21 protein-coding genes and 3 tRNA genes are annotated in these 24,435 nt (G+C 68.3%); 9 read left to right on the top strand and 15 right to left on the bottom strand.

Going from position 1 to position 24,435, the window contains the following annotated elements:
• Positions 1-69 precede the first annotated feature (69 nt).
• Positions 70-1,596 (bottom strand): glycerol kinase GlpK, encoded by a 1,527-nt coding sequence (gene glpK / locus NMLP_RS01930; protein WP_015408439.1) that lies wholly within the window; start codon positions 1,594-1,596, stop codon positions 70-72.
• 149 nt (positions 1,597-1,745) lie between these two features.
• Between glpK and NMLP_RS01925 the strand changes: the two genes are divergently transcribed.
• Positions 1,746-2,435 (top strand): RAD55 family ATPase, encoded by a 690-nt coding sequence (locus NMLP_RS01925; RefSeq protein ID WP_015408438.1) that lies wholly within the window; start codon positions 1,746-1,748, stop codon positions 2,433-2,435.
• Positions 2,436-2,828 carry a hypothetical protein gene (locus NMLP_RS01920; protein ID WP_015408437.1) on the top strand — a complete coding sequence of 131 codons (393 nt, stop codon included), beginning with the start codon at positions 2,436-2,438 and terminating at the stop codon, positions 2,826-2,828. It abuts the gene before it with no gap.
• A 42-nt stretch (positions 2,829-2,870) separates the two neighbouring features.
• Here NMLP_RS01920 and NMLP_RS01915 read toward each other — a convergent pair whose 3' ends face one another.
• The gene (locus NMLP_RS01915; RefSeq protein WP_015408436.1) at positions 2,871-3,668 is read right to left on the bottom strand and encodes an MOSC domain-containing protein; all 798 of its coding nucleotides are present in this window, start codon (positions 3,666-3,668) and stop codon (positions 2,871-2,873) included.
• Between the two features lie 294 nt (positions 3,669-3,962).
• Here NMLP_RS01915 and NMLP_RS01910 point away from each other — a divergent pair, with 294 nt between their 5' ends.
• Positions 3,963-4,616, top strand: coding sequence for an AIM24 family protein (locus NMLP_RS01910; RefSeq protein ID WP_015408435.1), 654 nt, complete (start codon positions 3,963-3,965; stop codon positions 4,614-4,616).
• Positions 4,617-4,631: 15 nt separating this feature from the next.
• Here the strand turns inward: NMLP_RS01910 and NMLP_RS01905 are convergent, their stop codons facing one another.
• Together NMLP_RS01905 and NMLP_RS01900 are read right to left on the bottom strand one after the other, a co-directional pair.
• Entirely contained in the window at positions 4,632-4,985 is a 354-nt protein-coding gene (locus tag NMLP_RS01905) for a cell division protein SepF (protein ID WP_015408434.1), read from the bottom strand.
• A gap of 147 nt (positions 4,986-5,132) precedes the next feature.
• The gene (locus NMLP_RS01900) at positions 5,133-5,612 is read right to left on the bottom strand and encodes an RNA-binding protein (RefSeq protein ID WP_015408433.1); all 480 of its coding nucleotides are present in this window, start codon (positions 5,610-5,612) and stop codon (positions 5,133-5,135) included.
• Between the two features lie 117 nt (positions 5,613-5,729).
• On the opposite strand from NMLP_RS01900, the gene NMLP_RS01895 reads away from it, so the two are divergent.
• Complete coding sequence (locus NMLP_RS01895) at positions 5,730-6,506, top strand: Sjogren's syndrome/scleroderma autoantigen 1 family protein (protein WP_015408432.1); 777 nt, start codon at positions 5,730-5,732, stop codon at positions 6,504-6,506.
• Between the two features lie 152 nt (positions 6,507-6,658).
• Here NMLP_RS01895 and NMLP_RS01890 read toward each other — a convergent pair whose 3' ends face one another.
• The 4 genes from NMLP_RS01890 to NMLP_RS01870 all read right to left on the bottom strand — a co-directional run bounded on the left by NMLP_RS01890 (position 6,659) and on the right by NMLP_RS01870 (position 13,027).
• Positions 6,659-9,166 carry a DEAD/DEAH box helicase gene (locus NMLP_RS01890; RefSeq protein ID WP_015408431.1) on the bottom strand — a complete coding sequence of 836 codons (2,508 nt, stop codon included), beginning with the start codon at positions 9,164-9,166 and terminating at the stop codon, positions 6,659-6,661.
• Between the two features lie 397 nt (positions 9,167-9,563).
• Complete coding sequence (glyS, locus tag NMLP_RS01885; RefSeq protein WP_015408430.1) at positions 9,564-11,300, bottom strand: glycine--tRNA ligase; 1,737 nt, start codon at positions 11,298-11,300, stop codon at positions 9,564-9,566.
• On the bottom strand, positions 11,297-12,148 hold the full coding sequence (locus NMLP_RS01880; RefSeq protein WP_015408429.1) for a CBS domain-containing protein: 852 nt from the start codon (positions 12,146-12,148) through the stop codon (positions 11,297-11,299). The genes glyS and NMLP_RS01880 overlap by 4 nt, the downstream gene beginning before the upstream one ends.
• Positions 12,149-12,923: 775 nt before the next feature.
• Positions 12,924-13,027: transfer RNA gene (locus NMLP_RS01870), tRNA-Ile, on the bottom strand.
• 117 nt (positions 13,028-13,144) lie between these two features.
• Here NMLP_RS01870 and NMLP_RS01865 point away from each other — a divergent pair.
• Positions 13,145-14,182, top strand: a complete 1,038-nt coding sequence (locus tag NMLP_RS01865) for a zinc metalloprotease (protein WP_015408428.1) — start codon at positions 13,145-13,147, stop codon at positions 14,180-14,182.
• On the opposite strand, the gene NMLP_RS01860 is transcribed toward NMLP_RS01865, so the two are convergent.
• Positions 14,183-14,255 (bottom strand) — tRNA-Asn (locus NMLP_RS01860).
• A 270-nt stretch (positions 14,256-14,525) separates the two neighbouring features.
• Here NMLP_RS01860 and cca point away from each other — a divergent pair.
• Positions 14,526-15,872, top strand: coding sequence for a CCA tRNA nucleotidyltransferase (cca, locus tag NMLP_RS01855; protein WP_015408427.1), 1,347 nt, complete (start codon positions 14,526-14,528; stop codon positions 15,870-15,872).
• A gap of 39 nt (positions 15,873-15,911) precedes the next feature.
• Here cca and NMLP_RS01850 read toward each other — a convergent pair whose 3' ends face one another.
• From NMLP_RS01850 to NMLP_RS01840, 3 genes are read right to left on the bottom strand one after another with little or no spacing between them, the layout of a single operon-like run.
• Positions 15,912-16,922: a histone deacetylase family protein gene (locus NMLP_RS01850; RefSeq protein WP_015408426.1), complete on the bottom strand. Its 1,011-nt coding sequence runs from the start codon at positions 16,920-16,922 to the stop codon at positions 15,912-15,914.
• Entirely contained in the window at positions 16,919-17,356 is a 438-nt protein-coding gene (locus NMLP_RS01845) for a histone (RefSeq protein WP_015408425.1), read from the bottom strand. Before NMLP_RS01845 ends, NMLP_RS01850 begins: the two co-directional genes overlap by 4 nt.
• A 50-nt stretch (positions 17,357-17,406) precedes the next feature.
• Positions 17,407-18,822 (bottom strand): single-stranded DNA binding protein, encoded by a 1,416-nt coding sequence (locus tag NMLP_RS01840; RefSeq protein WP_015408424.1) that lies wholly within the window; start codon positions 18,820-18,822, stop codon positions 17,407-17,409.
• A gap of 170 nt (positions 18,823-18,992) precedes the next feature.
• Between NMLP_RS01840 and NMLP_RS01835 the strand changes: the two genes are divergently transcribed.
• Positions 18,993-19,065 (top strand) — tRNA-Arg (locus NMLP_RS01835).
• Between the two features lie 740 nt (positions 19,066-19,805).
• Positions 19,806-19,937, top strand: a complete 132-nt coding sequence (locus NMLP_RS15955; protein ID WP_269453336.1) for a hypothetical protein — start codon at positions 19,806-19,808, stop codon at positions 19,935-19,937.
• A 15-nt stretch (positions 19,938-19,952) separates the two neighbouring features.
• Here the strand turns inward: NMLP_RS15955 and ribB are convergent, their stop codons facing one another.
• The 3 genes from ribB to twy1 all read right to left on the bottom strand — a co-directional run bounded on the left by ribB (position 19,953) and on the right by twy1 (position 22,482).
• Positions 19,953-20,678: a 3,4-dihydroxy-2-butanone-4-phosphate synthase gene (gene ribB, locus NMLP_RS01830; protein WP_015408423.1), complete on the bottom strand. Its 726-nt coding sequence runs from the start codon at positions 20,676-20,678 to the stop codon at positions 19,953-19,955.
• Complete coding sequence (locus tag NMLP_RS01825) at positions 20,662-21,363, bottom strand: DUF120 domain-containing protein (RefSeq protein ID WP_015408422.1); 702 nt, start codon at positions 21,361-21,363, stop codon at positions 20,662-20,664. The genes ribB and NMLP_RS01825 overlap by 17 nt, the downstream gene beginning before the upstream one ends.
• Before the next feature lie 156 nt (positions 21,364-21,519).
• Positions 21,520-22,482: a 4-demethylwyosine synthase TYW1 gene (twy1, locus tag NMLP_RS01820; protein ID WP_015408421.1), complete on the bottom strand. Its 963-nt coding sequence runs from the start codon at positions 22,480-22,482 to the stop codon at positions 21,520-21,522.
• A 127-nt stretch (positions 22,483-22,609) separates the two neighbouring features.
• On the opposite strand from twy1, the gene argS reads away from it, so the two are divergent.
• Positions 22,610-24,352 carry an arginine--tRNA ligase gene (gene argS / locus NMLP_RS01815; protein WP_015408420.1) on the top strand — a complete coding sequence of 581 codons (1,743 nt, stop codon included), beginning with the start codon at positions 22,610-22,612 and terminating at the stop codon, positions 24,350-24,352.
• The last annotated feature ends 83 nt before the right edge of the window (positions 24,353-24,435 follow it).

Here is a 24,435-nt window from a genome sequence, read left to right as displayed (position 1 = left end):
GGTCGCCACGGCGACGTCGGAGCCGATCGGTTCGGATCGCCGGGGGAGTCGGACCGGTCGGGCGGGTCGCTACGCCCGGTCCCAATCGAGCGATCGTTCGACGGCGTCGTCCCATCGGTCGTACATCCTGTCGGCGTCGTCGGCGTCCATCTCGGGGTCGAACTCCCGGTCGACTTGCCAGTTCGACCGCAACTCCTCGATGTCGTCCCAGTAGCCGACCGCGAGACCGGCGGCGTAAGCCGACCCCAACGCCGTCGTCTCGTCGACTTCGGGGCGGACGATCTCCGTCTGGATGATGTCAGCCTGGAGTTGACAGAGGAAGTTGTTCTTGACTGCGCCCCCGTCGACGCGCAGCGACGTCGTCTCGACGCCCGAATCCGCCTCCATCGCCTCCGCGATGTCTCTCGTCTGATACGCGATCGACTCCAGCGTCGCCCGCACGACGTGTTCTTTTTTCGTGCTCTGGGTTACTCCCACGATCGCCCCGCGGGCGCGGGCGTCCCAGCGGGGCGCTCCCAGCCCGGTAAACGCCGGCACGACGTACACCCCCTCGGTCGAGTCGACGGAGCGGGCCAGCGTGGCGGTTTCGAGGGGGTCGCCCACGAGGCCGACGTCCTCGAGCCACTCGATGGCGGCCCCGGTGACGAAGACGGAACCTTCGAGGGCGTACTGGACGGGCTCGCCGGAGCGTTGAAAGCCGATCGTCGTCAACAGCCCGTTGTCGGAGGAGACGGCCTCCTTGCCCGTGTTCATCAGATAAAACGATCCCGTCCCGTAGGTGTTTTTCGCGTCGCCCGCGTCGAAACAGGTCTGGCCGAACAGCGCCGCCTGCTGGTCGCCGAGCGCACCGGCGACGGGGACCTCCGCATTCAAGAAGCCGTCGGGATCGGTGTGGCCGTAGAGGTCCTCGTCGGAGGAGGGCCGCACCTCCGGCAACATCGCCTCCGGCACGTCGAACTCCACAAGCAGCGTCTCGTCCCACGCGAGGTCGTGGATGTTATACAGCATCGTCCGGGAGGCGTTGGAAACGTCGGTGACGTGGTTGCCCGTCAGGTTGTAAATGAGCCACGAGTCGATCGTTCCGAACAGCAACTCGCCGGATTCGGCCCGGGTCCGTACGTCCTCGGGGCGGGTCCGCCGGAGTTTGATCGGGTCGGCGTTGTCGAGGATCCACTCGACTTTGCTCGCCGAGAAGTACGCGTCGGGCTGCAGGCCGGTCTTTTTTCGGATCGCCGCGACCGTCTCCGCGTCGAGTTCCTCGACACGATCGACCGTCCGGCGGTCCTGCCAGACCAAGGCGTTGTACACCGGCTTGCCGCTTTTTTTGTCCCAGACGACGGTCGTCTCGCGTTGGTTCGTGATCCCCAGCGCCGCCAGCTGCTCGGCGTCGAGGCCGGCGACCGAGAGCCCCCGTGAGACGACCGCTTTGGCGTTCCGCCAGATTTCGACGGGATCGTGTTCGACCCAGCCGGGTTCGGGGTAGATCTGTTCGTGTTGCTCGTAGGCGTTGGCGATCACGTGCCCGCCCCGGTCGAAGAGCATAAAACGGGTCCCGGTGGTTCCCTGATCGATCGCGCCGACATAGGGCTTCGTCATCGGTGTGTGGCAGGGGTCGTTCCGATCATCTGGCGACACAACGTAAACCGACGTATCCCGTCCGCGATTATAATGCTTCCCCTGGGCGGGGGTGCTTCGAGCACTGAGTCGGTGGGAGGTGTTATATTTGAGATCGACACGTCTTCGATATGCGCGTTTCAAGCGGCGTTTCGGGGCTCGACGACCTCGTCGGTGGCGGGATGCCGGCTCGTCGGCTCTACGTGGTGTCCGGTCCCCCGGGGAGCGGAAAGACCACGTTGTCGACACAGTTCCTGGTCGAGGGGGCCAAACAGGGGGAAAGCGGCCTCTTCGTGAGCATGCACGAGTCCCGCGCGGACATCATCGAGGACATGTCCGGACACGGGTTCGGGTTCGAGCGGGCCGTCGAAACCGACCGCGTGAGCTTCGTCGACGTGTTCTCCGCCGAGGGCAAGCGGCTGTTCCAGCCGCCGGGGAAACACCGCGACGCCTCGAGTCTCGTCAACCGCCTCACCGGGTTCATCGAGTCGAACGGGATCGAACGCGTCGTCGTCGACTCGACGATGCTCCTCGAGCACTTCCTCTCGGACACCGAGAACAACACGATCCAGTTTCTGACGTCGCTGAAACGGACCGACGCGACCGTCGTGTTGATCTCCGAGATGACGGATCCGACCGCCTACACCGACGAACACTACCTCGCCCACGGCGTCGTCTTCATGCACAACTTCCTCGAGGACGGCGGGATGCAGCGGGGGATCCAGGTCCTGAAGATGCGGGGCACGAGGATCGACACCGACATCCACGACCTCGAGTTCGGCGACGACGGCCTCCGGGTCGGGACGGGACGGGGACCGTAGATGTACGATCGATACTTCGACGAGGACACCTACACCAGCGAGGAGATTCTCGAACGCGCCTACGCCCTCGGCGTCGCGTCGGTGTGTGGCAGCCCCGACGCGGGCGAGTACGACCGGCTCAGACGGGACACCCCCGACGCCTACGACGAGAGCATCGTCGAACTCGCCTACGACGAGGGGCGGGCGAAGGCGCTCGACCTCGAGGCGGACGCGGACGACGAGGAGATCTGGGACCGGCTCGTGACGTCCGAGCTCGACGGCGACAGACCGAACGCGGGAACCGCGGCAGATGCGGCCGACGGCGTTCCGGACGCGATCCGATCGCCCGACGCCGGCGATCGGAGGGAGGGCCCCCCGGAGCGTCTCGACCTCCCGTCCTTTCTGCGCCGGTGAGGGCCGTCCGCCCGGGGGTCCGGCCAGCGATGCGGACCCGTCTCACCCCCCGCGGCCGTCGAGGGAGACGTCGTCGCCGACGCGGAGCGTTTGACCGCGGGAAGCTGCCGGGACGTTCGTGAGGATCATCACGGCGTAGAGGTGTTCGAAGGCGTCGGGATCGGCCCACTCGGGGAACGTCGCCTCGCGGCGCTCGACGAACCGGCCGCGGAAGCCGTCGATGCGGTCGCCGGTGTCCGGGTCCCTCGAAGGGATTTCACAGCGCCCGCAGGGTTTGGCCCCCTCGAAACGGACGCCGCCCGCCTCGAACCCCGGCCCGTCGCCGAGGAACCGGTCTTCCCAAAACGCCGGGACGCCGCCTACCTCGACGTTGGCGCGGAACCGGCGGCGGGCCCCCTCGAGAGTGACGTCGTCGAACCACGACGCCACCGCTTCGAGCGTGGCGGTGCTTATCACCGACGGTCCCAGAGCCGGCCGGTCGACGAACGACGGCGGGTCGCGACGGCGCAACTCGACCGAACGGCCGACGAACTCGCCGAACCACTCGCTCGCCGCCCCGCGTTCGGTCGCGAGGTCGAAGCGGGATCGCTCGCCCGCGTCGGTGGAGAGTTCGATCACCGCCCGCCCGCAATCGAACCCGACGGTGACCTCGTGGACGTTCGAGATCTGTTTGCCGTTGAGTACCCGTTCGGCGTCGCCGTCGCCCGCACCGTCCGGGTCGACGAGGGCGTACTCGCGGTCCCCCTCGACCGTCCCGGCGTCGGTTATTTCGATCGACTCGACGTCCACCGCGTCGAAACCCTTGAGCGGGTACACCCGGAGGCTCTCGATGTGGGCCATCAGTTCCGGGTTCGTCGAGCGGGCTGATAAATGGCGCGTGCGGGGGCGACGGACGCCTCGCGCCCGGCTGCCAGCCGTGGTCGAGCACCACACCCCCGGAGGATGGAAACGATGCGTGTCTTCTGTTTGTTCCGGGAGGTAGTTCCCACGTCCGTCTCACACCCGCCATATCGGGCCGCACGGTCCTGCGTCCTCCGTCCGTCCCGGTGGCTCGAATCAGCGTTTTAATTACCGCGCGGTTCATACCGCGTCGGGGACAACCACCGGGCGAGCCACCGAGGGCTCCCCACCAGTATGAATATCGATCAGTTCAAGACCCGACACGCACCGGCGGAGACCGACGAGACGTTCGAACTGGAGAACAGCTACACTCTCGACGTCGACGTCGACGGCTCGGTGATGGCGAAAGCCGGCTCGATGATCGCCTACACCGGCGATCTCTCCTTCACCGGCCAGGCCTCACCCGAGGGCGGCATCACCGGTTTTCTCAAGGAAGCCGCGACCGGGGAGGGGACGCCGATCATGAACGTGGAGGGGACCGGCCACGTGTACCTCGCCGACCACGAGAAGAACGTCCAGATCCTCCAGCTCGGCTCCGGGGACTCGCTCACGGTCAACGGGGAGGACGTCCTCGCCTTCGAGTCGGACGTCTCCTACGAGATCGGCACGCTCGACAGCCTCGCCGGCGCGTTCGCGGGCGGGTTCACAAACGTCTACCTGCAGGGACCGGGTCACGTCGCGCTCACGACCCACGGCGACCCGCTCGTCGTCGAACCCCCGGTCTCGACCGACCCGAGCGCCACCGTCGCGTGGAACCGGACCTCCCCCGAGGTCGAAGTCAACAGGAACCTCTCGGATATGATCGGCCAGGAGTCCGGCGAGCGCTTCCAGATGAACTTCGAGGGGACCGAGGGCTTCGTCGTCGTCCAGCCCTACGAGGAGCTGTGAGGGGCGAGAAACGGGTTATCGCCCGATTTTCGAGCGCGAGATGCCGACGCCGCCGGGCGTGATGATGAGCTGGTCGTCCTCCTTTTGGACGATGTCGCCGCCGACCTCGCGGGCGACCTGCTTCAGTTCGTCCGTGATGTGCTCCATCGTCCGGTCGCTGGTCGTGTGTCGAATGATGTCGGCGACGACGATGTCGCCGTCGTAGACGACGTCTTTGATGTCGATAACGTCGTTCTTGTCGCTGATCTCGGCGAAGCGGATCTGTACCCGCGCCGTGGACGCGTCGGCGTCGAAGTCGTCGACGTCGAGTTCGACGTAGTCCTCGGTGCTCGCCGAACCGCCGCCGAGGAGCTTGCTCATGAGTCCCATATTGTCGACAGCGGTTGCCGGTGGCATAGGTCTTACGTCCGACACGGGGGCGACGGGGGCCGGGACAATCAGCGAGTTCGAGGCGGAGCCTCCGGCCTCAACGGGCGAGCGGGGCCATTGCCCCCGAGCGAAGTAGGGTAGGGTAGTTTATACGTGGAACTCGTAGAGTTCGTCGCCGACGCGGTGCAGCGATTCGACGACGCGGCCAGAGTCGCCGACCATGTCCGAGCCGTCGGTTTCGGCGCGGCCGACCGCCAACGCCTTGCCGTGGGCCTCCTCGACGACGACGACGAGGTCGCCCGACTCGATGTCGTCTGTCGCCTCGGTGATGCCGGGCCGCATCACGTTCGCGCCGTCGGAGACGAACGAGATCGCCCCCGAGTCGACGGTGACGACGTGGCCCTCGGGCGAGTGAGCATTGGCCCCCCGGACGGTCACGAACAGGTCGCCGCCGAAGGAGGCGACGAGGGGATCGCCGTCGACGAGGACGACCTCCCGGTCGACGTCGCTGAACTCGACGCGCTCGTAGCTGTCGCCGTCGAGGTCGATCCCGAGTTGATCGGCGAGGGTGGCCTCCAGATCGGCGATCTCGTCGGATCGGAGGTGATGGCGGGATTTCACCTGCATACCCCCCGTTGGTCGCCTCATCGATTAAAAACCGCCGGTCGACGACGTGGCGTCGAGGCAGTCTTTTCGGCGGCGTCGAGCGCAGTCCTTTTGCGGCAACGCGGCGTTCGAACGCGTATGAGCGACTTCGATCGGGAGGCCGAACGCGAGAAACTCCGCGAGAAGTACGAGCGGGACAAAGAGAAACGGGAAGCCTCCGAGCGGATGAGCGAACTCCTCCTGCAGGGGGCGACGATGACGAACCGCCACTGTCCGGCGTGTCAGTCGCCGGTGTTCCGCTACGACGGCCGGTCGTTCTGTCCCACCTGCGAGCGGGAGGTCACCGAGGACGGCGAACTGCGCGGCGGCGAGGAATCGGCGGCCGCGGACTCCGAGGCGAACGCGGGCGCGTCGGCGGACGTCGATGCCGACGCCGAGCCCACGGCCGACCGCGCGGGCGACGATGCGGCGGCCGGCTCGGAGGCGGAGACGGACGGTCGAACCGACCCACGGTCCGAACCCGCGACGAACCGGACCCCCGAACCGGCCGACGAGGCCGACCGAGGGGCAGACGAGGAGCCCCCCGAGCCGACCGGGAGCGCCCCGCCGACTCCCTCGCGGGACCGCCGCCCGGCCCGCGTCGACCCGCCGGCGACGAGCGACGCCGAACCCCCTGCCGACCGTTCGGGATCCGACGCCGACGCCGGGAGCGGGAAGCGAAACCGGACGCGGTCGCCGGCCGGGGGACCGCGATCAGAACGCGGGAGCCTCCAGGAGACCGAACGGACGCTCGTCGAGGAGGTCGCCTCGCTCACCCGCCGGGCCGAGGGGACACGCGACGTCGGCCGGAAACGTGAGCTCTTAGCGGCCGCCCGCGAGGCCGCCGAGACGCTCGAGACCGTCAGACGGCTCTGAGACAGCCCAGTAGACGGGCTTCGGGTCGATGCCGATCCCCCCGGGAGACGATGCGGCTCGCTCGGCCGCCGGGGCGCGAGAGAGCGTCTCGAGCCTGCGGCGGTGCTCGTGGGCCGGTCGGCGTGCGGGGCAGCGGCGCCGGGGGCCCCGGTTCACCCTTCGGGGTAGGGGCTCGCGGTCACCGTTCGGATCCGGTCGGCCGTCACCTCGCCGACGCCATCGACCGCGAGGAGCTCTTCTTCCGTCGCGCCCATGACAGCCTCGACGCTGCCGAAGTGCGCCAAGAGCGCCCGCGCCGTGACGGGGCCGACCTCGGCGACCGCCCCGACAACGTACTCCTGTTGTTCCGCCAGCGTCTTGCCACCCTTCTCGCCGTGGACCGAGACGCTCCGGTCGTCGGTCTCCTGCTCTCGGCGGGCGATCACCTCGAGCAGGTCGGCGGTGTCGTCGGCGTCGGTCGTCCGGAGGACGCTCGCGCCGAAATCGACCGCGAGCGAGGCGATCGCGCCCCGGATCGCGTTCGGGTGGACGTTCCGGGCCTCGTAGAGGCGCTCGCCCTCGATGATCACGACCGGCCGGGCGTAGTGGCGGGCGGCCGCGCCGACCTGCTCGAACAGCGACCGGTCGCCGCCGACGAGCGTCTCGAGGAAGTCCTCGACCGCCTTGCGCTCGACAACGACCCGATCCGAGAGGACGTAGTCGCCGACCTCGAGCGTCTCGAGCCGCGTTTCGATCCCCTCCCGGGTCGAGAGGTCGCGGGCGATGTGGGCGTCGAGTTCGCGCTGGTCGGCGACGACCTCGACCCCTTCGGCCGCCGGTTCGGCGACCGCCGACTCCGGGGCGTCCGGCCCGGAATCCGGTCCGTCGGGAGCCGGCCCCGCTCCGTTCGACGGCGTCCGGTCGTCGGGGGTGGCGTCCGGGGCTGTCCCGGCGAAGTCGGCGAGCCCGGCCTGATCGCGCGCGTCGGTCTCGGTGTCGGTGCCGGTGGGACCCGTTTCGTCGGGGTCCGCGGCGGCTCCGGCGTCCCCGCTCCCGTTCCGGCCGGCGGCCGCACCCGCGCCGTCGGGGGCGTCAAACTCGTCGATCCCGACCTGGGTTCGGATCTCCGATTCGATCTCCCCTTCGAGGTCCTTCAGCTTCCGGAGTTCCTTTTCCATCCGCTTTTCCTCGTTGCGCGAGATCCAAAAGAACGCCTCGTCGCGGGTGTCCTCGGCGAGGAGCACGACCACGCGGCCGTCGCTGGCCCGCCCGGTTCGCCCCTTCCGCTGGATCGAACGGATGCCCTTCGGCACCGGCTCGTAAAACAGGACGAGGTCGACGTCCGGGACGTCGAGACCCTCCTCGGCGACCGACGTCGAGACCAGCACCTCGAACTCGCCGTTCCGGAACGCGTCGAGGGTGTCCTTCTGTTCGGTCTGGGTCATGCCGTCGGAGCCCTCTTTGTCCCCCTGGCCGACGAACCGGCGCGTCGAGAAGTGCTCGCCGAGGAACGCCGTCAGCGTCTCCGCGGTGTCGCGGGACTCGGTGAAGACGATGACCCGTTCGCCGTCCTCAATCCCAAGCGTCTGCGCGAGCAGGATGCGGGCCCGGCGGAACTTCGGGTGAAGGTCGTCGAACGCCTCCGCGCGGCGCATCGCCTCCTTGACCCGGGGGTCGCTGACGAAGCGCTGGCTGGCCTTCGACGCCCCCGAGGATTTGGCGTCCTCGCGTTGGCGCTCGAAGTACCGCCGCAACGACTCGACGCTTTGGGTCTCGACCAGCTCGACGGCCCGCCGGAGCTTCATGATCTCGGCGTGCGCGCTCATTCCCTTGTACCCCTCCGAGCTGTCGTTGTTGATCAGCTCTTGGAGCTTCGCTCGGATCGCGTTGAGCTGCGATTGGGACATACTCGGATCCGTCGAGTTCGTCACGCCGAGGCCCTTCAGTTTGTGCAGCCGCTCGGAGATCACGTCGTTGAGCGCGTCGCGGATCTCGATGACGGTGTCGGGGAGTTCGATGCGCTCCCACTCGACGTCGGTGTCGTGGGTGTGGGCGGCCACGTCGGCGTCGTCTTCGGTCATGACCGCCACGTCGCACAGTCCGAGGTTGTCACAGACGGTCAGGATCTCCTCTTTGTCGCCGCCGGGGGAGGCGCTCATCCCGGTGACGAGCGGCGTTTCGGCGTCGGCGTGGTAGCGGTCGGCGATGTAGTTGTAGGCGTAGTTGCCGGTCGCGCGGTGACACTCGTCGACGGTGAGATGCGTCACGTCCGAAAGCGAAATGCGGTTGCCGACGAGGTCGTTTTCGATCACCTGCGGCGTCGCACAGACGACCCGTGTGGATTCCCAGAGAGCAGCGCGGTCGTCGGGGCGAACCGCGCCAGTGAAGACGACAATGTCGTCGTCGTCGACCGAGAGCGCCTCGCGGTAGAACGCAGCGTGCTGTTGGACGAGTGGCTTCGTCGGCGCGAGGAGCAACGACGTGCCGCCGTGCTCGGCCAGCCGCTCGGCGGTGACGAGCAGGCTGACGGCCGTCTTCCCGAGCCCGGTCGGCAGACAGACGAGCGTGTGATCCGAGGCCGCGGTCTCGGCCAGGCTGAGCTGGTAGTTTCGTCTCTCGAGCAGGCCGTCGGCGAGGAGCGGTCCCTCGATGTACTCCGTTTCGCCGGAGGCTGTCGCCATCTACGCGTGGATTCGGCGCTTCCGCGTATAAGCGTTCGGCCGCCGCGGTGAAAGTGGACGGACCGGCCCGATGATTTATATACCCGGACGGGGGCAGACCCGCCCATCGTGTGATAGATCGTCGGCGATCCGCCGGGACGAGAGCGCGGCGCACGGATCGCCGAGCGGAGCGCGCCGCCTGTTTGCCATTCGTCCGCGTCTATCGGGAGACCGACCACCCGTCGACGACGAACCGCTCGAAGAACGACGCGTACTGCATGAGCATCGTCCCGAGGGTGCTCATTACGAGGACGTACCCGACCGCGACGGCCGGCATCGTCTCGGCGAGGACGGTCCCCCCGCCGACCGCGTCGGCCGCGATAGCCGCGGTGATCAGCGGATGGTCCCCGGGAGTCGATCACAGCGCCGACAGCGTTGCCCCGTCGACGAGGCGGCGGATCGCTTCGGGAAGCTTCGCCGTCGGCACGCGGGTCTGTGTCGTCGAGTCCCGCTCTCGGATCGTCACGGTGTCGTCCTCTTGGGTCTCGTAGTCGACGGTGACGCAGTAGGGCGTCCCGACCTCGTCCTGTCGGCGATAGCGCCGCCCGATGTTCCCGGTGTCGTCGTAGCTGACCTCGAAGCCCTCCGCGCGGAGCCGATCGGCGATCGAGCGGGCGCGGTCGCCGAGGCCGTCCTTCGTCATCAGCGGGAAGACGGCGACCGTCGTCGGGGCCATCGACGCCGGGAGTTCGAGGAACGACCGCTCCTCGCCGTCCACGGTGTCGGTCTCAAGGGCGTGGATCAAGACGCTGTAGACGAGACGGTCGACGCCGAAAGAGGGTTCGACGACGTGTGGGGTGATGTGCTCGCCCGCCTCCGTCCGTTCCTCGACGGCGAAGCCGGTCTTCTCGACGGGGACGGTGTAGCACTCGCCGTCGAGTTCGACGCCGACCTCGTCGCCGTCGAACGCCGGCCGGTCCCGGCCGACGAGCGCCTCGAGTGCCTCGGCGATCGCGGCCGCGTCGCCGCCGAACTCCGGGCCGAGATAGCTCATGTCCGGATCGACGACCGCGCGCTCGACGGTCTTCGGCTCGTCATACTGCCGAAAGAGGGTAAACGAGTCCTCGGAATACTCGCCGTGTTTCGAGAGATCGTAGTCCGACCGGTAGGCGAAGCCGGTCACCTCGATCCAGTTGCCGCCGAGTTCGGTCTCGGCGTCCCAACAGTCGGCGGCGTAGTGGGCCCGCTCGCCGGCGAGGTGTTGTCGGTACCGGAACCGGTCCATGTCGATCCCGATCCGCTCGTAGAACGCCATCGCCCGCCCGAGGTAGTACGCGACCCACTCGCTCTCGAGGATGCCCGCCTCGAGCGCCGACCGGACGGTGTGGGTTTCGACGCCGCCGTCGTCGGCGTTCTGCGCGGAGGCGGAGTACAGCGGCACCTCGACGTCCGCGACCCGTTCGATCGGGGGGTCGTCGCGTTCGGGGTCGATGAAGTGTTCGAGTTCGGCCTGGGTGAACTCCCGGACGCGGACCAGTGCCCGCCGGGGGGAGATCTCGTTCCGGTAGGCCCGCCCGATCTGGGCGACGCCGAAGGGGAGTTGGTTTCTGGCGTACTCCTTCAGGCGGGGGAACTCGACGAAGATCCCCTGTGCCGTCTCGGGGCGGAGGTAGCCGGGGGAGGCCGATCCGGGGCCGATGTTCGTCCCGAACATGAGGTTGAACGCCTCGATTGGCTCGTCGGCGAGGGCGGCGCCACACAACGGGCAGACGATGTCGTGTTCGGCGACGAGTTCGCCGACCCGTTCGGTCCCGAGCGCCTCGGCGTCCTCGACGTCGGCGACCGCGTCCTCGACGAGGTGGTCGGCGCGGTGGGTGGCGCCGCACGCGGCGCACTCGACGATCATGTCGTCGAAGCCGTCGAGGTGCCCGGAGGCCTCGAACACCGCCTCGGGCATCACCGTCGGCGCTTCGAGTTCGACGTTGCCGAGCTCGCGGACGAACAGATCGCGCCAGGAGTCCTCGAGGTTTCGCTTGAGCGCCGCGCCCTCCGGACCGTACGTGTAGAAGCCGGCGGTGCCGCCGTACGCCCCGTTGGAGGCGAAAAAGAACCCGCGGCGCTTCGCGAGTTCGGCGAGAGCCGCCGTCTCGCTCATACGAGCGCCTCCAGAAGGTCGACGTCCCGGACGATGCCGACGAGTTCGTCACCCGAGAGCAGCGGGATCTGCTCGATGTCGTTCGACAGCATCGACTGGGCGGTCTCGCGTGCGGTCCGGGTCTTCGGGACCGTGATGAGGTCCTCGCTCATGAACTCCGAGACCGCGGTCGAGGGAATCTCGACGTTCAGCGTCGGGATCGACCGACTGCCGACGGCTTTGATCCCCTCCCACATCCACTCGTCGTCCTGGTTCGCGACGGCGTCGCCGGGGTCGGACTCGCCCTGGACGACGTGGGCGACCTCGATGATGTCGACCTCGGTGAGCATCCCAGTCTGTCTGCCGTCGTCGTCGAGGACGACGGCGTAGGCGACGTCGGCATAGGAGAGCTCCCGCTCGGCGACCGGTAGCGGCGTGGCCTGGTACACCGTGTTGATCTCCCGCGTCGCCAGCCCGCCGACGGTCGTCTCGCCATCGGATTCGCCCTCGGCGATGGCCCGAACCATGTCGGTGACGGTGACGATGCCGAGGAGTTCGCCGTCCTCGACCACGGGGACCCGACGCTCGCCGGAGTCGAGGACGAGTTCGGCGAGGTCGGTCAGCGAGGCCGACCGGGTAATCGTCGGGACCTCGCGGGTGAGCAAGGCCAGTTGGTCCTCGTCGGGCTGTTCGATGAGCGAGCCCCTGGTGACGAGGCCGCGAAACTGTTCGCCGTCGTCGTCGATCCGGATCACGGGAACCGACGAAAACCCACGGTCCTGCAGATACTCGAGTACGTCCCCGCGGGTCCCCGGAATCTCGACGGTGACCACATCAGACCGCGGCGTCATCGCGTCTGCAACGTTCATACCGACTCCCTTTCCCCGCCTCCGTACTAAGTCCACCGACCTGCTCTCCGCGGTTTTCCCGCAGTGGGCGCCGTTCGATCGCTTTCGGACGGAATCGGTACGGGGCGACACACGGACCCGGCCGCTGGGGGACTTCGATCAGCCGTCGGGAAACCGACCGTTCCGGACGCGGCGACGCGTCTGGAGTCGCCGCCGAAACCCGGGGGTAGTCGAGGGACTCGACGCCCGGCTCACGAGCGTGGGTCGGCTGGTTCGGGCGGCCCCGTCGTTCGCGACGACGAACCCACGAGCCGAAATGCTGTCCGCTCGACTCTCGCCTGTTCGCTCCTCGGTTCCGACAGAGCGTCGGAACACTCGTCACGCACGGGAAGGCGGAGGTATGCGCTCGTATCTCTATCACAGAAGCCCGGAAGGCAGCGCCCCCCCATTTGCTGGCCGAGTGAACTCCAGACGAAAACGGCTGGTCGAACCCACGTTGAACCGAAAAATTCCGTGATAGAAGCGTTCTATCTGCCGGTTACGTCGGCTACGAATCGCTCGGTGTTTGGATGGGCCCTGCCGGGTTCGAACCGGAGCCACTTCACTCGCTTCGCTCGCTCGTGGCAGGGTTCGAACCGGAAGACGGCACGTCCGGCTCCTCGCGTCCGCTCGTCGCACAAAAGTGGGCCCTGCCGGGTTCGAACCGGAGCCACTTCACTCGCTTCGCTCGCTCGTGGCAGGGTTCGAACCGGAAGACGGCACGTCCGGCTCCTCGCGTCCGCTCGTCGCACAGAAGTGGGCCCTGCCGGGTTCGAACCGGCGACCACTCGGTGTCCCATCCCGTCGCCGGAGGCGGCCGGGAGTATGAGCCGAGCGCTCTAACCACTGAGCTAAGGGCCCTCCATGTCGGACTTTCCGCCGGTTCCTCTTCAGTCTGCCGGATGGGGCCGGGGATCGAACGCGGCATCGCTCGTTGGGGTCCGGGGAATATACCTTGCTACGGATCATAACGCGCCTATGGAGTTGAGTCGGCGTGGGGCGATCGCGGGGGCGGCCGTCGCGCTCGCGGGGTGTTCCGGCGTGCAAAGCGAGGTCGACGAGCAGGCCGAGGCCGTTCTCGGCCCGGACGAACACCCGTTCGCCGGGGCGACGACGATCACGGTCACGGACCGAAGCGGGGGCGACCACGACGTGTCGGCCCTCGCGGCGACGGCGGCGGCGTACTGGAACGAGCACGCGACCGAGTACGCGGGCTTCGACGTGTCGTTCAACATCGGTGACGGGTCGCCCGACATCGAACTCGTCTTTCTCGACCGGCGAGCCGAACTCGAGGGGTGTCAAGAACACGCCTCGGCGGAGGTGCTCGGCTGTTCGCCCCTGTTGCGCGCCGAACACCGTCCCGAACGCCCGGTGACGATCGAAGTCGTCGCGGGCGGTCGTCCCTACGGGGACGTCCGGATCACGACGAAACACGAACTCGGCCACGCGCTCGGACTCGGACACGACGACGACCCTGGACACATCATGTCGGACAGCATCGAGGATCGGCTTCCGGCGTACGAACGCCGCGTCGACGTGCTCGATACGTTCGGAAACGCTTGGGCCGGGCGCAACGAAGGGGCCCGCGAGTACGAGCGGGCGGTCGAGCGCTGGAACGACGAGCGCTTCGCCGAGTCGGTGCCTGCCTTCGAAGCCTCGGCGGAGCGCTACCGCGAGGCCACGGAGTCGGTGGCGACCGCGGGGGAGTTGGCGGCGGCGTTCGAGGGGATGGATCGGCCCGAAACCGTCGATCGCGAGGGACTCCGGGAATCGATCCGGAACGCCGGCGAATGGGCCGCCCTCGCGGTCGAGCGGTCGTCGCTGATGGCTGATGCCGCGTCCGCGAGGGCCGACGGCGACGTCGGAACGGCACGGGAACACAGAGCGGAGGCACAAGAACGCGACGGGCGGCTTCGTGACGCCGGGTTCCCGGCACCGATCGTCGTCGCGGACGCGCTGGGGTTGGGTCGAAAGGGGCTACGGCCCGGCATGGACGGACCGACAGAAGGGGAGTGACGCCGCCGCCAGGTCTCGAACCTGGGACAACCACGTTAACAGCGTGGTGCTCTACCAGCTGAGCTACGGCGGCCCGTCGCGTTTCAGTGTACTCCGATTTGCCACATATGGCTTTCGTTTCATCGCCGCCGTGGTTGCCAATTTGTGTCATCCACGGGGAAAACGAGAGGCGTTCGTCCCGGAGAGCCGACACCACCGCGTCCCAGATTCGGGTCGACACAGCGGTCGGCTCCCGTGTCCTCCGCCCCCGTGTCGGGACGGACGCCGGGGTGATGCCCCCGCGTGCCCCGACGACGGTTCGTGGCATCGACACGTTTTAAAAACCGACGCCGAAATCGGAGGTATGTCGTTCGAATCGGTCGTCGGGGAGATCCGCGATCGCGTCGTCCCCGAGACCTCGGAGGTCGAGTCCCTCGAGTCGGCCGTCGAGGCGCTCACCGGGCGCGCGGAGGCGGCGATCGCGGACCTACCGGTGTCTGCGGAGACGGAACTCGTCGGGTCGACGGCCCGCGGAACCTGGCTCGCCGGAGACCGAGACATCGACCTCTTCGTGCAGTTTCCCCCGTCGCTCGAACGGGACGAACTCGAGCGGTACGGTCTCGAGGTCGGTCACGCGGTGCTCCCGGCGGGCCACGAGGAGTTCGCAGAACACCCCTACGTCAAGGGACAGTACCGGGAGTTCGACGTGGACTGCGTCCCGTGTTACGCCGTCGAGGACGCCAGCGAGATCCGGTCGGCGGTCGACCGGACGCCGTTCCACACGGCGTATCTGTCCGACCGGATCGGCCCCGTCGCCGACGACGTCCGGGTCGCGAAGGCGTTTCTGTCGGGCATCGGCACGTACGGCAGCGACCTCCGGACGAAGGGGTTCTCCGGCTTTCTGACCGAGTTGCTCGTGTTGGAGTACGGCGGCTTCGAGGCGTTCGTCGGAGCGGTCGCCGACTGGTCGCCCCCGATCCGTCTCGACCTGGAGAGCCACGGGGACCGGTCGTTCGACGATCCGCTCGTCGTCGTCGACCCGACCGACCCCGGGCGCAACGTCGCGGCGGTCTGTTCGCCCCGAAACGTCGCGCGGACGATCCACCACGCTCGTGCCCTCGAGGCCGACCCGAGTATGGAGCCGTTCGAACCCCGAAAGCGTGAGCCTCTATCGACCGTCGAGGTTCGGGCGGCGATCGACGAGCGCGGGACCGCGCCGGTCGCGGTCCGGTTTCCGACCCCCGATATCGTCGACGACCAACTGTACCCACAACTGGAGAAATCCCTCGGCGGGGTCGAGGGCACACTGGATCGCGCCGGCTTCGCGCCGATGCGGAGCGCCCGGTTCGCCGACACCGAGGAGTCGGCGCTGTTCGTCGAGTGCGCCGTCGGACGACTCCCCGCAGTCGTCCGGCACGGCGGGCCGCCGGTCGGCGTCAGGGAGCACGCCGAGGGGTTCTACGAGTCCTACCGCGACGACGAGGTCGTCGGCCCCTACGTCGACCGCGAGGGGCGCTACGCCGTCGAGCGGGCGCGGGAGGCCCAAACGCCCGCGGAACTCCTCGAGGCGACGCTGTTCGATGTCTCGCTCGGCCCGCACGTCGAGTCGGCGCTCGAAGCCGACCGGGAGGTACTCGCGGGCGAGGCGGTCGCGACGCTGGCCGAGCGGTTCGGTTCGGAACTCGCGGCGTACTTCGACCCGAAGCCGTAGGCGGTCCCGAGGGTCGCAAACCGGGAGTCGGTGAGGGCCTCAGAGATCGTGGGCGTCCCGGACGTCCTCGATGACGCCTTCGGCTTTCGCGGAGACGTCCCCCTCGGGAACCACGGGTTCGCGGCCGTCGAAGACCTCGTGGACCATTCCAACGGACTCCGAGAGCGCGTCGAGGCCGTACCCGCCCTCGAGGACGAACGCGAGTGCGGCGTCGTGGGCGTCCGCGATCGATCGGACGCGGTCCGTCATATATCCATACCCCTCGGTCGAGACGCGCATCCGCGAGATGGGATCGTGGCGGTGGGCGTCGAACCCGGCGCTGACGATGAACAGATCGGGGTCGAACCGTTCCATCGCGGGGGCGAGGAGGTCATCGAGGAACGCGGCGTACTCCTCGTCGCCGCTCCCGCCGGGGAGTGGAGCGTTGAGGATCGTCTGTTCGGCGTCCGGGCCGCCGGTCTCGTCGACGTCTCCGGTCCCGGGGAACAGCCCCTGCTCGTGGGCGGACGCGTAGAAGACGTCGTCTTGATCGTAGAAGATGTTCTGGGTACCGTTGCCGTGGTGGACGTCCCAATCGAAGATGATCGCCCGGTCGACGCCAGTCCCGTCTCGATCGATCGCCCGCTGGGCGGCGACGGCGGCGTTGTTGAAGAAACAAAACCCCATCGCCTCGTCGAACTCGGCGTGGTGGCCCGGCGGTCGGCCGATCGAGAAGGGGGTCGCCCGGCCGTCGGCCCCGTCGAGCGCTTCGTCGACGGCCCAGCAGGCGAGTCCGGCCGACGCCAACGCGGCCTCCCACGTCTCCTCGACGGCGACCGTGTCGGCGTCCCAGGTGCCGCCGCCGTCGTCGCAAAACGCCTCCACGTCGGCGACGTACTCGTCGTCGTGGACCGCCTCGATGGCGTCGCGGTCGGCGAGGAACCCCTCGCGGTACTCGACGCCGTGGCGCCGTGCCATCCCCTGTCTGATCGCCCGAATCCGGTCGGCCGTCTCCGGATGCCGCGGGCCGGTATCGTGTTCCAGACAGATCTCGCGGTAACCAAACTTCATTCGAAGTACGGTTCTAATTCGTAGTAGGTGGTGATGTCGTCGGCCTTGACTGTCCGTCGGTCGGCGTGCCGGGCCAGGGTGGCGGCCGCGGTGGCGACGGTGTCGGCGTACGATTCGAGCTCGCCCGTGAGGGCGATCCGGGCGTTCATCGAGACCCGGTATCGGTCGTCGATGTCGAGTCTCGCGATCCGGTCGATCGGCGCGATCGGGAGCTCGAGGCGGTCCTTGTCGACGATCGGAGCGTCGAAATCCTCCGCCATCAGGGTCTTCCGGCCGTCCTCCGTGGCTCGCTGGGCGGCCGCCTCGGCCAGTTCGGCCCCGCGAGCCTGGATTCGTCGGGCGAGCTCCTCGGCGGCTTCGGCGCTGACGCGCAGCTGCCCGGCGTTCCGTCGGATGACCGTATCGACCGGGGCGAACGGTAACTCGACGCTCATACACCACACCGGGGGCGAGTCGGCCTTAATCTTTGCGAGCCGCCGGTGAGTTAAAATACGTCGTCCGCGTGGAAGGTATCGCCGTCGCGACGGCCCCGGACGGTGAGTTCTTCGCCGAGGTGAACGTCGGTGTCGGTTTCGACGCGGACCGTCTCCTCGCCGCTGTCGAGGATGACCGGATCGCCGGGCTGGACGACGGTGCCGGTGAACGTCTCGGGGTCGTCGTGGCCGCCGTCCTCGTCCGTTTTACTGTCGGCGTCCGCGATCTCGCCCGAGGAAGCGCCGCCCGACGACCCGCCCGCCGACTGGCCGTCGCCGAACTGATCGAGCCCGGCCGACTCCGAGCCGCGATCCGGCTCCGCGCCGTCGACGACGGCGACCGTCGAGCGCCACCCCGCGGAGGCCTCGAGGTTGTCCTGCCAGCCTTCCTGGATCTCCACGTCGGCGCAGAACACCTCGTCGCCGGGGCCGAGGCCGAGGTCGGCTTTCTCGCCCCACAGCGCGACTCGGATATCGTCCGTCGTGTCCTGGACGCGGACGTTCCGGACCTGTCCCTCGCTACCGTCGTCGCGGTCGAAGGTCCGCGTCGGGTCCGCCGAGCGGACGACGCCGGCGATATCGACGGTCTGGCCGATCTCGATATCGGCGATGTCGGTCGCGTCGGGGACGAACTCGACGGCCTCGTCGAGTTCGTTGATCTCGCTGCGCGAGCCGACGTGGAGTTCGAGCGAGCCCTCGCGCTCGCGGACGTAGCCGTCGACGACCTCGACGCTCTCGCCGGCAGCGAGTTCCTCGGCAGCGTCGGCGCGCTCGTCCCACAGCGTCACCCGGACCCGCCCCGTCTCGTCGCCCAGCGTGAGGTTCGACACCCGGCCTTCGGTCCCGTCGTCCCGATCGAACGTCCGAACGGAATCGGTGTCGAGGACGACGCCCCTGAAGTTCACGTCGGACTGGCCCATCGACAGCGAGTCCGCGGTCACGCGCCCACCGACGTCGACGTCGATATCGGCCTCCTCGTCGGGTTCGAGGCGGTCGGCGCTGACCTCGACGCCGTTGTAGCCGTCCTTCGGCCGGCCCTTGATCCGGAAGACGTCGCCGGCGTCGATCTCCTCCGCCGCGGCGACCGCGTCCTCGTCCCACAGCGCGACCCGGACCGCTCCGGACTCATCGGCGACGTCGAGGTTCAAAACATGTCCGTCCGAATCGTCCTCGCCGTCGCGCTCGAACGTCCGCAACTCCCCGACGCCGGTGACCTTGCCGAGGAACTTCACCTCCTCGAGCCCGGCTTCGATGTCGGCGATCGTCTCGACTTCGCCCCCGTCGAGGTCGTGGGCGATGAGCATCGCCGCCGTCTCCTCGTCGGCGAGTCCGCCCATCTGTTCGACCTTCGCTTCGACGGCCTCACGGAACTCCTCCTCGGAGACGTCGGCGTCGAGGTCCTCGTATACGTCCTCGATGGCGCCCATTGCTACGGAGAGCAAACACGGCCTCCCGAAAAGCGTTGTCGGTGTCGGTACGGTTCGGTGTCGCGACGGCGTGGCATACGCCCGCTTGCCCCGGATTCGTATATAAATCCTCGCCGCCCTCGCTATCGAACCGTAACCCATATACGTCGAACCGAGGTACGTGTATGTGAGTCCTGGTAGGGTAGTGGACTATCCTCTTGGCTTGCGGAGCCAGGGACCGGAGTTCAAATCTCCGTCAGGACGCTCACTCCTCGCAGTCGCTGCGTTGCAGCGACCGCGTCGTCGTTCGGTCCTGACGTGCCCCACGCTCGCTTCGCTCGCGTGGGACTCCGTCAGGACGTTTCTCTTCAGCGCAAACGGATGAGCGTAGCGAACCCTGCGCGCTGAAGGAAACGTCCCCGGAGATTTGAGCAGACAAGTGGCAGCCCGGAACGACCGAGCGAAGCGAGGTCGCATGCCCGGACCCTCTTGGCGAGTTCAAATCTCCGTCAGGACGCTCACTCCTCGCGGTCGCTGCGTTTGCAGCGACCGCGTCGTCGTTCGGTCCTGACGTGCCCCACGCTCGCTTCGCTCGCGTGGGACTCCGTCAGGACGCTCACTCCTCACGGCGGCGAGCGGAGCGAGGAGGTTATATACTATAAAATTTCCACGGGGAGTTGGGCGGACGAGTCGGAGCCCGAAACGAGCGAGCGAAGCGAGACCGCACGCCCGGAGCCTCGGCGTGTTCGGCGGCCCGTTCGAGTGTCCGTGCCCGGAACCCGGGCGACGGCGCCGCCAGCCCGTACGCCTTTCGCCCGGGACGACGAGAATGGCCCTCGCGTACGGGACGTGCGCCGGGGGGGAACGACGTCTGCACGCGTCGACGCCCCTCTCACGGGCCACCCGGAGGTACCGTTCGTCGGTCGCCGGCGATCCGGTAGAGCGATCCACGACGCGCGGTTTTCGGCCGCCGATCGGCGCGAACGTCCGGCGCACAGCCACCCGTGGAGTTCGAGATCACCTGTCAGTGCTGCGGACGGAGCATCGAGTGCGACGGCGACGAACCAGACACGACCGTCGACTGCGAGCGCGGGGCGCGCTACGCCGTGGCGATATCGCTGCTCCGGCGGGCGTGATCGCCCGAAGGCGGCTCAGCCAAACCGGGCGATCAACTCGCTCCCCTCGACGTAGGGGAGGTCGTTGCGGTCGGCGTACGCCCGGGCGGCGGTGGGCGAGAGCGCGCCGCCGGTCCCGTCGTCGAGCATCTCGCAGACCACGACGGCGGGTTCGACGCCCGCCGCGTCGGCGAGGGCCAACCCGAGTTCGGTGTGGCCCTCCCGGTCGGCCAGACCGCCTGGCGCGGCCCGGAGCAGGTGGACGTGTCCGGGGGCGCGGAACGACTCGGCGAAGCGCTCGGCGTCGGTCGCGATAGCGCTGCCGGCGCCGTCGCCCGCGATCCGCCGCTCCGTGGCGATCCGTCCCGCGGCGGCCCCGAGTTCGGAGATGGTGAGCGCGCGGTCCTCGTCGGTAATCCCGGTGAACGTCCCCCGGTGGTTCACCGTGATCGAAAACGAGGATCGCTCGTCGTAACCCAACTCGTGGTCCGCGCCGGCCGGATGCGAAAGCAATTGCTGGGCGAACGGCAACTCCCAGGTCTCACAGACCGACTCGGGGAGCGCAACACAGACCAGTCCGCCGGCGTCGTTCCGGAGGCGGGCGACGTCCTCGGGGGCGACCGCGGCGGCCGGGTAGACGAGGTCGACCTCGCCCTCGCGGTCGGTCGCGTCGTGAATCAACACCGGGCGGCCGGCCGAGAACGCCGAGACGGCGGCGTCGACGCCGTAGTCGGCGGCCGCGGTCTCACTGCTCCGAGACATGGACCTCGAGTTCGTCGCCGTCGTCGATGGCGAGCGTTTCGCGGAGTTTCTCCGGGGCGATCACTTCGAGTTGGTCGGCGTCGTGGTGGGTGCGCTCGGGGGCGATGACGTGGGCTTCTTTGTAACGCTCGCCGTCGGCCGTCTCGACCGTCGCCGGCCAGCAGAACGCAGGGCCGTAGGTGCGTTCGTCGTCGGCCCACCCGTCGATCTCGACCGGATCGAGGGCGTCCATCCGGGAGCGCGTCCGGGCGCTGTCGTCGCCCAGCTCGACGTTCAGCGTCCCGGGGAACGGCTCGTAGCCGAGGCGCTCGCGGAACTGCCGCATGTAGCCGGGCAGGGAAATGTAGTGTCGCCCCTCGCCCATACCGCTGGTGACGGTCCCCCGGAGCGTCACGTCGGCGTCGCCCTCGAAGAGCCGCCGGTAGTCGGCGTACTCGCCCTGGAGGGCGCGCTCGCCTGCCTCGGTGAGCGAGACGATCTGTCCGTCACCCGTCACCTCCCGCGTCAGGTACTCGGCGTCCTCCAGACGCTGAAGCCGCCGGGAAGCGGTCTGGTTCGACGCGTCGAGGCGGTCGGCCAGCGCCGAACAGGTGACCGTCGTCCGGCTCTCGAGGGCACCGTCGAGCGCGACGAGTTTCAGCGTCGCCAGCTCGTCGTGGCCGACGCGTCCGGTCGTTCGTGGCATATCCGAACGTAGGGTCTCCGCGTTCTTAACCGTAACGAATCTGGAACACGTAACGGAAATGAGAACAGGTGCCGGACCACTTATTTGAACTAGACGAGTGGCGAACTAAAACGTGTCGGAGGCGGCCACGCGTGCGATCCGGACGCTGCGTACCCGTCAGGAGTCCGCGTACGGCTCCTCGCGCCAGAAGTCGCTGCCGCCTTTCAGCTCCGGTACCATCGTGTCCGGCTCCCGCGCCAGCAGGGCGACCCGGGACGCCTCGACGTCGCGGACGACGGGGTGGGTCGGCAGGTACTCCCCGACGGCCTCGGCGAAGGCGAGCACCGCCTCGTGATCGGGCATCACGTCCCGGTCGAGTCGGTCACGGGAGTTGCCGACGTGCATGTACGCCTTCAATTCGACGAAGTCGGCGTCGGCGCGGTCGTACATCGCCGCGTACCACTCGGGGCGGTGGGTGTTGTGCCCCGACAACAGCGTCGTCCGCAGCACCGTCCGGGTGTCGTCCTTATCGGCGAGGACATCAAGGGTCTCGACGAGTCGGTCCCAGGCGTCGTCCTCGAGTGCGTTGACGACCTCGCCGAACGTCTTCCGGTCGGCGGCGTCGACGCTCACGTACAACTGCGTCGGGTCACACCGTTCGAGGACCTCCGGTCGGGTTCCGTTCGAGACGAGAAACGTCGTGATCCCCCGGTCGTGAAACGCCTCTATGAGCTCCGGCAGGTGGGGGTACAGCGTCGGCTCGCCGTCCAGCGAAATGGCGACGTGGCGGGGCTCCATCGCCTCCTCGAAGGCCTCCTCGGGGACCGCGTCGTTGCCGCCGAAGCCGCTGAGGAGCGTCCGCTGGAGTTCGATCGAGGCCTCGGCGACGGCGTCGGGGTCGTCCCACTCCACGTCGCCGAGTTCGTAGGCGTGGCCGGCGTGGTCGCGCCAGCAGAACACACAGCGCTCGTTGCACTTGACGACGGGCGTCATCTGGATGCAGCGGTGCGATTGGATGCCGTAAAAGTGATTTTTGTAACAGCGGCCCTCGCCGCGGAGGGCGTTGGCCGTCCACCCGCAGGTCTGGGCGGCGGTGTGGTTCTCGCTGTGGTAGTCGGGATCGTCGACCTGCTTGGGCATACGTCCCCCTCGACGCACAGCGTCCTAAAGCCCGTGGTCCGTCGCGTTCGGTGGTCGACGTTTCGATCCGGGCGGCGGCGGGGCGCTCTTCGAAAGCCCCTTTATCCGGTGGCGGGCAAAGAGAGGTATGTTCATCGCTCTGCGCGAGGAGGTCGAGGCGGCCCTCGCCGACGCGCTCGCCGACTGTGGCTACCCGGCCGACGACCTCGGTATCGAGGAGCCACCCGAGGGGCGCGAGGCCGTCTTCGCCTCCAGCGTCGCCTTCCGGCTCGCCTCGGCGGCCGGCGCTCCCCCGCCGGAGGTCGCCGCCGAACTGCGCGCGGCGCTCGACGCCGACGGGTACGACTACATCGGCGAGGTCGACGCCGAGGGACCGTACCTCAATTTCTCCCCGAGCGAGGCGTACTTCGAGGGGACGCTCGTGGCCGGCCAGGCGGAGACGTACGGCTCGTTGCCCGACCGCGACACCGCAGTCGTCGTCGAGCACACCTCCGCGAACCCGACCGGGCCGGTCCACGTCGGGCGGGCGCGCAACCCGATCGTCGGCGACGCCGTTGCGAACCTGCTTTCGTACGCCGGCTACGACGTGGATCGACACTACTACGTCAACGACGCCGGCCGGCAGATGGCCGTCTTCACGTGGGCCTACGAGACGTTCGCGGAGTCCGAGCTACCGGAGCCCGCCCGCGACCGCGCCGAGTACCGGATGGTCCGGTACTACCGCAAGGGCAACGAGTTCCTGGAGAACGCCGATCCCGAGGCGGTCGAAGCCGCCGAGGCCGAGATCGAGACCATCATGCAGGGCCTCGAGGCCGGCGACGAGGCGACCTACGAGCGCGTCACCGAGGTCGTCGACACCGTGTTGGACGGGATGCAGCGGTGTCTGGGTCGGCTACCGGCGGCGTTCGACGAGTTCGTCAAGGAGACGCGGTTCATGCGGGACGGCTCGACCGACGACGTCGTCGCACGCCTGAAGGAGCACGACCGGGCGGTCTACGAGGACGACGCCTGGCAACTCGCCTTCGAGGACATCGAGAAGAACCTCGTCTTCCTCCGCTCGGACGGCACCTCGCTCTATACGACGCGGGATCTGGCCCACCACGAGTGGAAGTTCGACACCTACGACCGCGCGGTGACGGTGCTCGGCGAGGACCACAAGCTCCAGGCCCGCCAGCTGCGGGCAGCCCTGGAGGATCTCGGCAACGACACCCAACCCCTCGATACGGTGATCTACTCGTACGTCAACCTCCCCGAGGGGAAGATGTCGACGCGGGCCGGCACCGGCGTCCAGCTCGACGACCTGCTCGACGAGGCGATCGATCGCGCCCGCGAGGAGGTCGAAGAGCGCCTCGACGACCGGCTTCGCGACGACGACCTCGACGAGGCAGACGTCGAGCGGATCGCCGAACAGGTCGGAATCGGGGCCGTCCGCTACGACATCGTCTCCAAACAGCCCGCGAAGGCGATCACCTTCGAGTGGGAGCGCGCGCTGGACTTCGAGGCGCAGTCGGCGCCGTACGTCCAGTACGTCCACGCGCGCTGTCGCGGGATCGAGGGCGAGGCCGAGGGGATCGAGCCCGAACTCGACGTTTCGGCGCTGTCGAGCGACGCCGAGCGCGAGTTGCTCTCGACGATCGCGCGCTTCCCCGGCGTCGTCGAGGCCGCCGCGGCGGCCCACGAGCCACACCGGATCGCGACCTACACCCGCGAGATCGCCGACCGCTTCAACGGCTTCTACCGGGAGTGTCCGGTCGTCACGGCCGACGAGGAGACGACCCGTGCGGCGCGGCTCGCGCTCGTCGTCGCCGCCCGCCACACGGTCGCGAACGCCCTCGACATCCTCGGGGTCGAGGCGCCGGATTCGATGTGACGGCCGGACGGTAGGCGAACCGTTCGTCGGGCGGGTGGCTCGTCCGTCCACCGGTCGGCAGCGTGATCCGACGGGCGACGGGG

The sequence above is a fragment of the Natronomonas moolapensis 8.8.11 genome (assembly GCF_000591055.1).
Taxonomy (GTDB): Archaea; Halobacteriota; Halobacteria; order Halobacteriales; family Haloarculaceae; genus Natronomonas; species Natronomonas moolapensis.
This window is presented reverse-complemented; position numbering and strand designations above follow the sequence as displayed.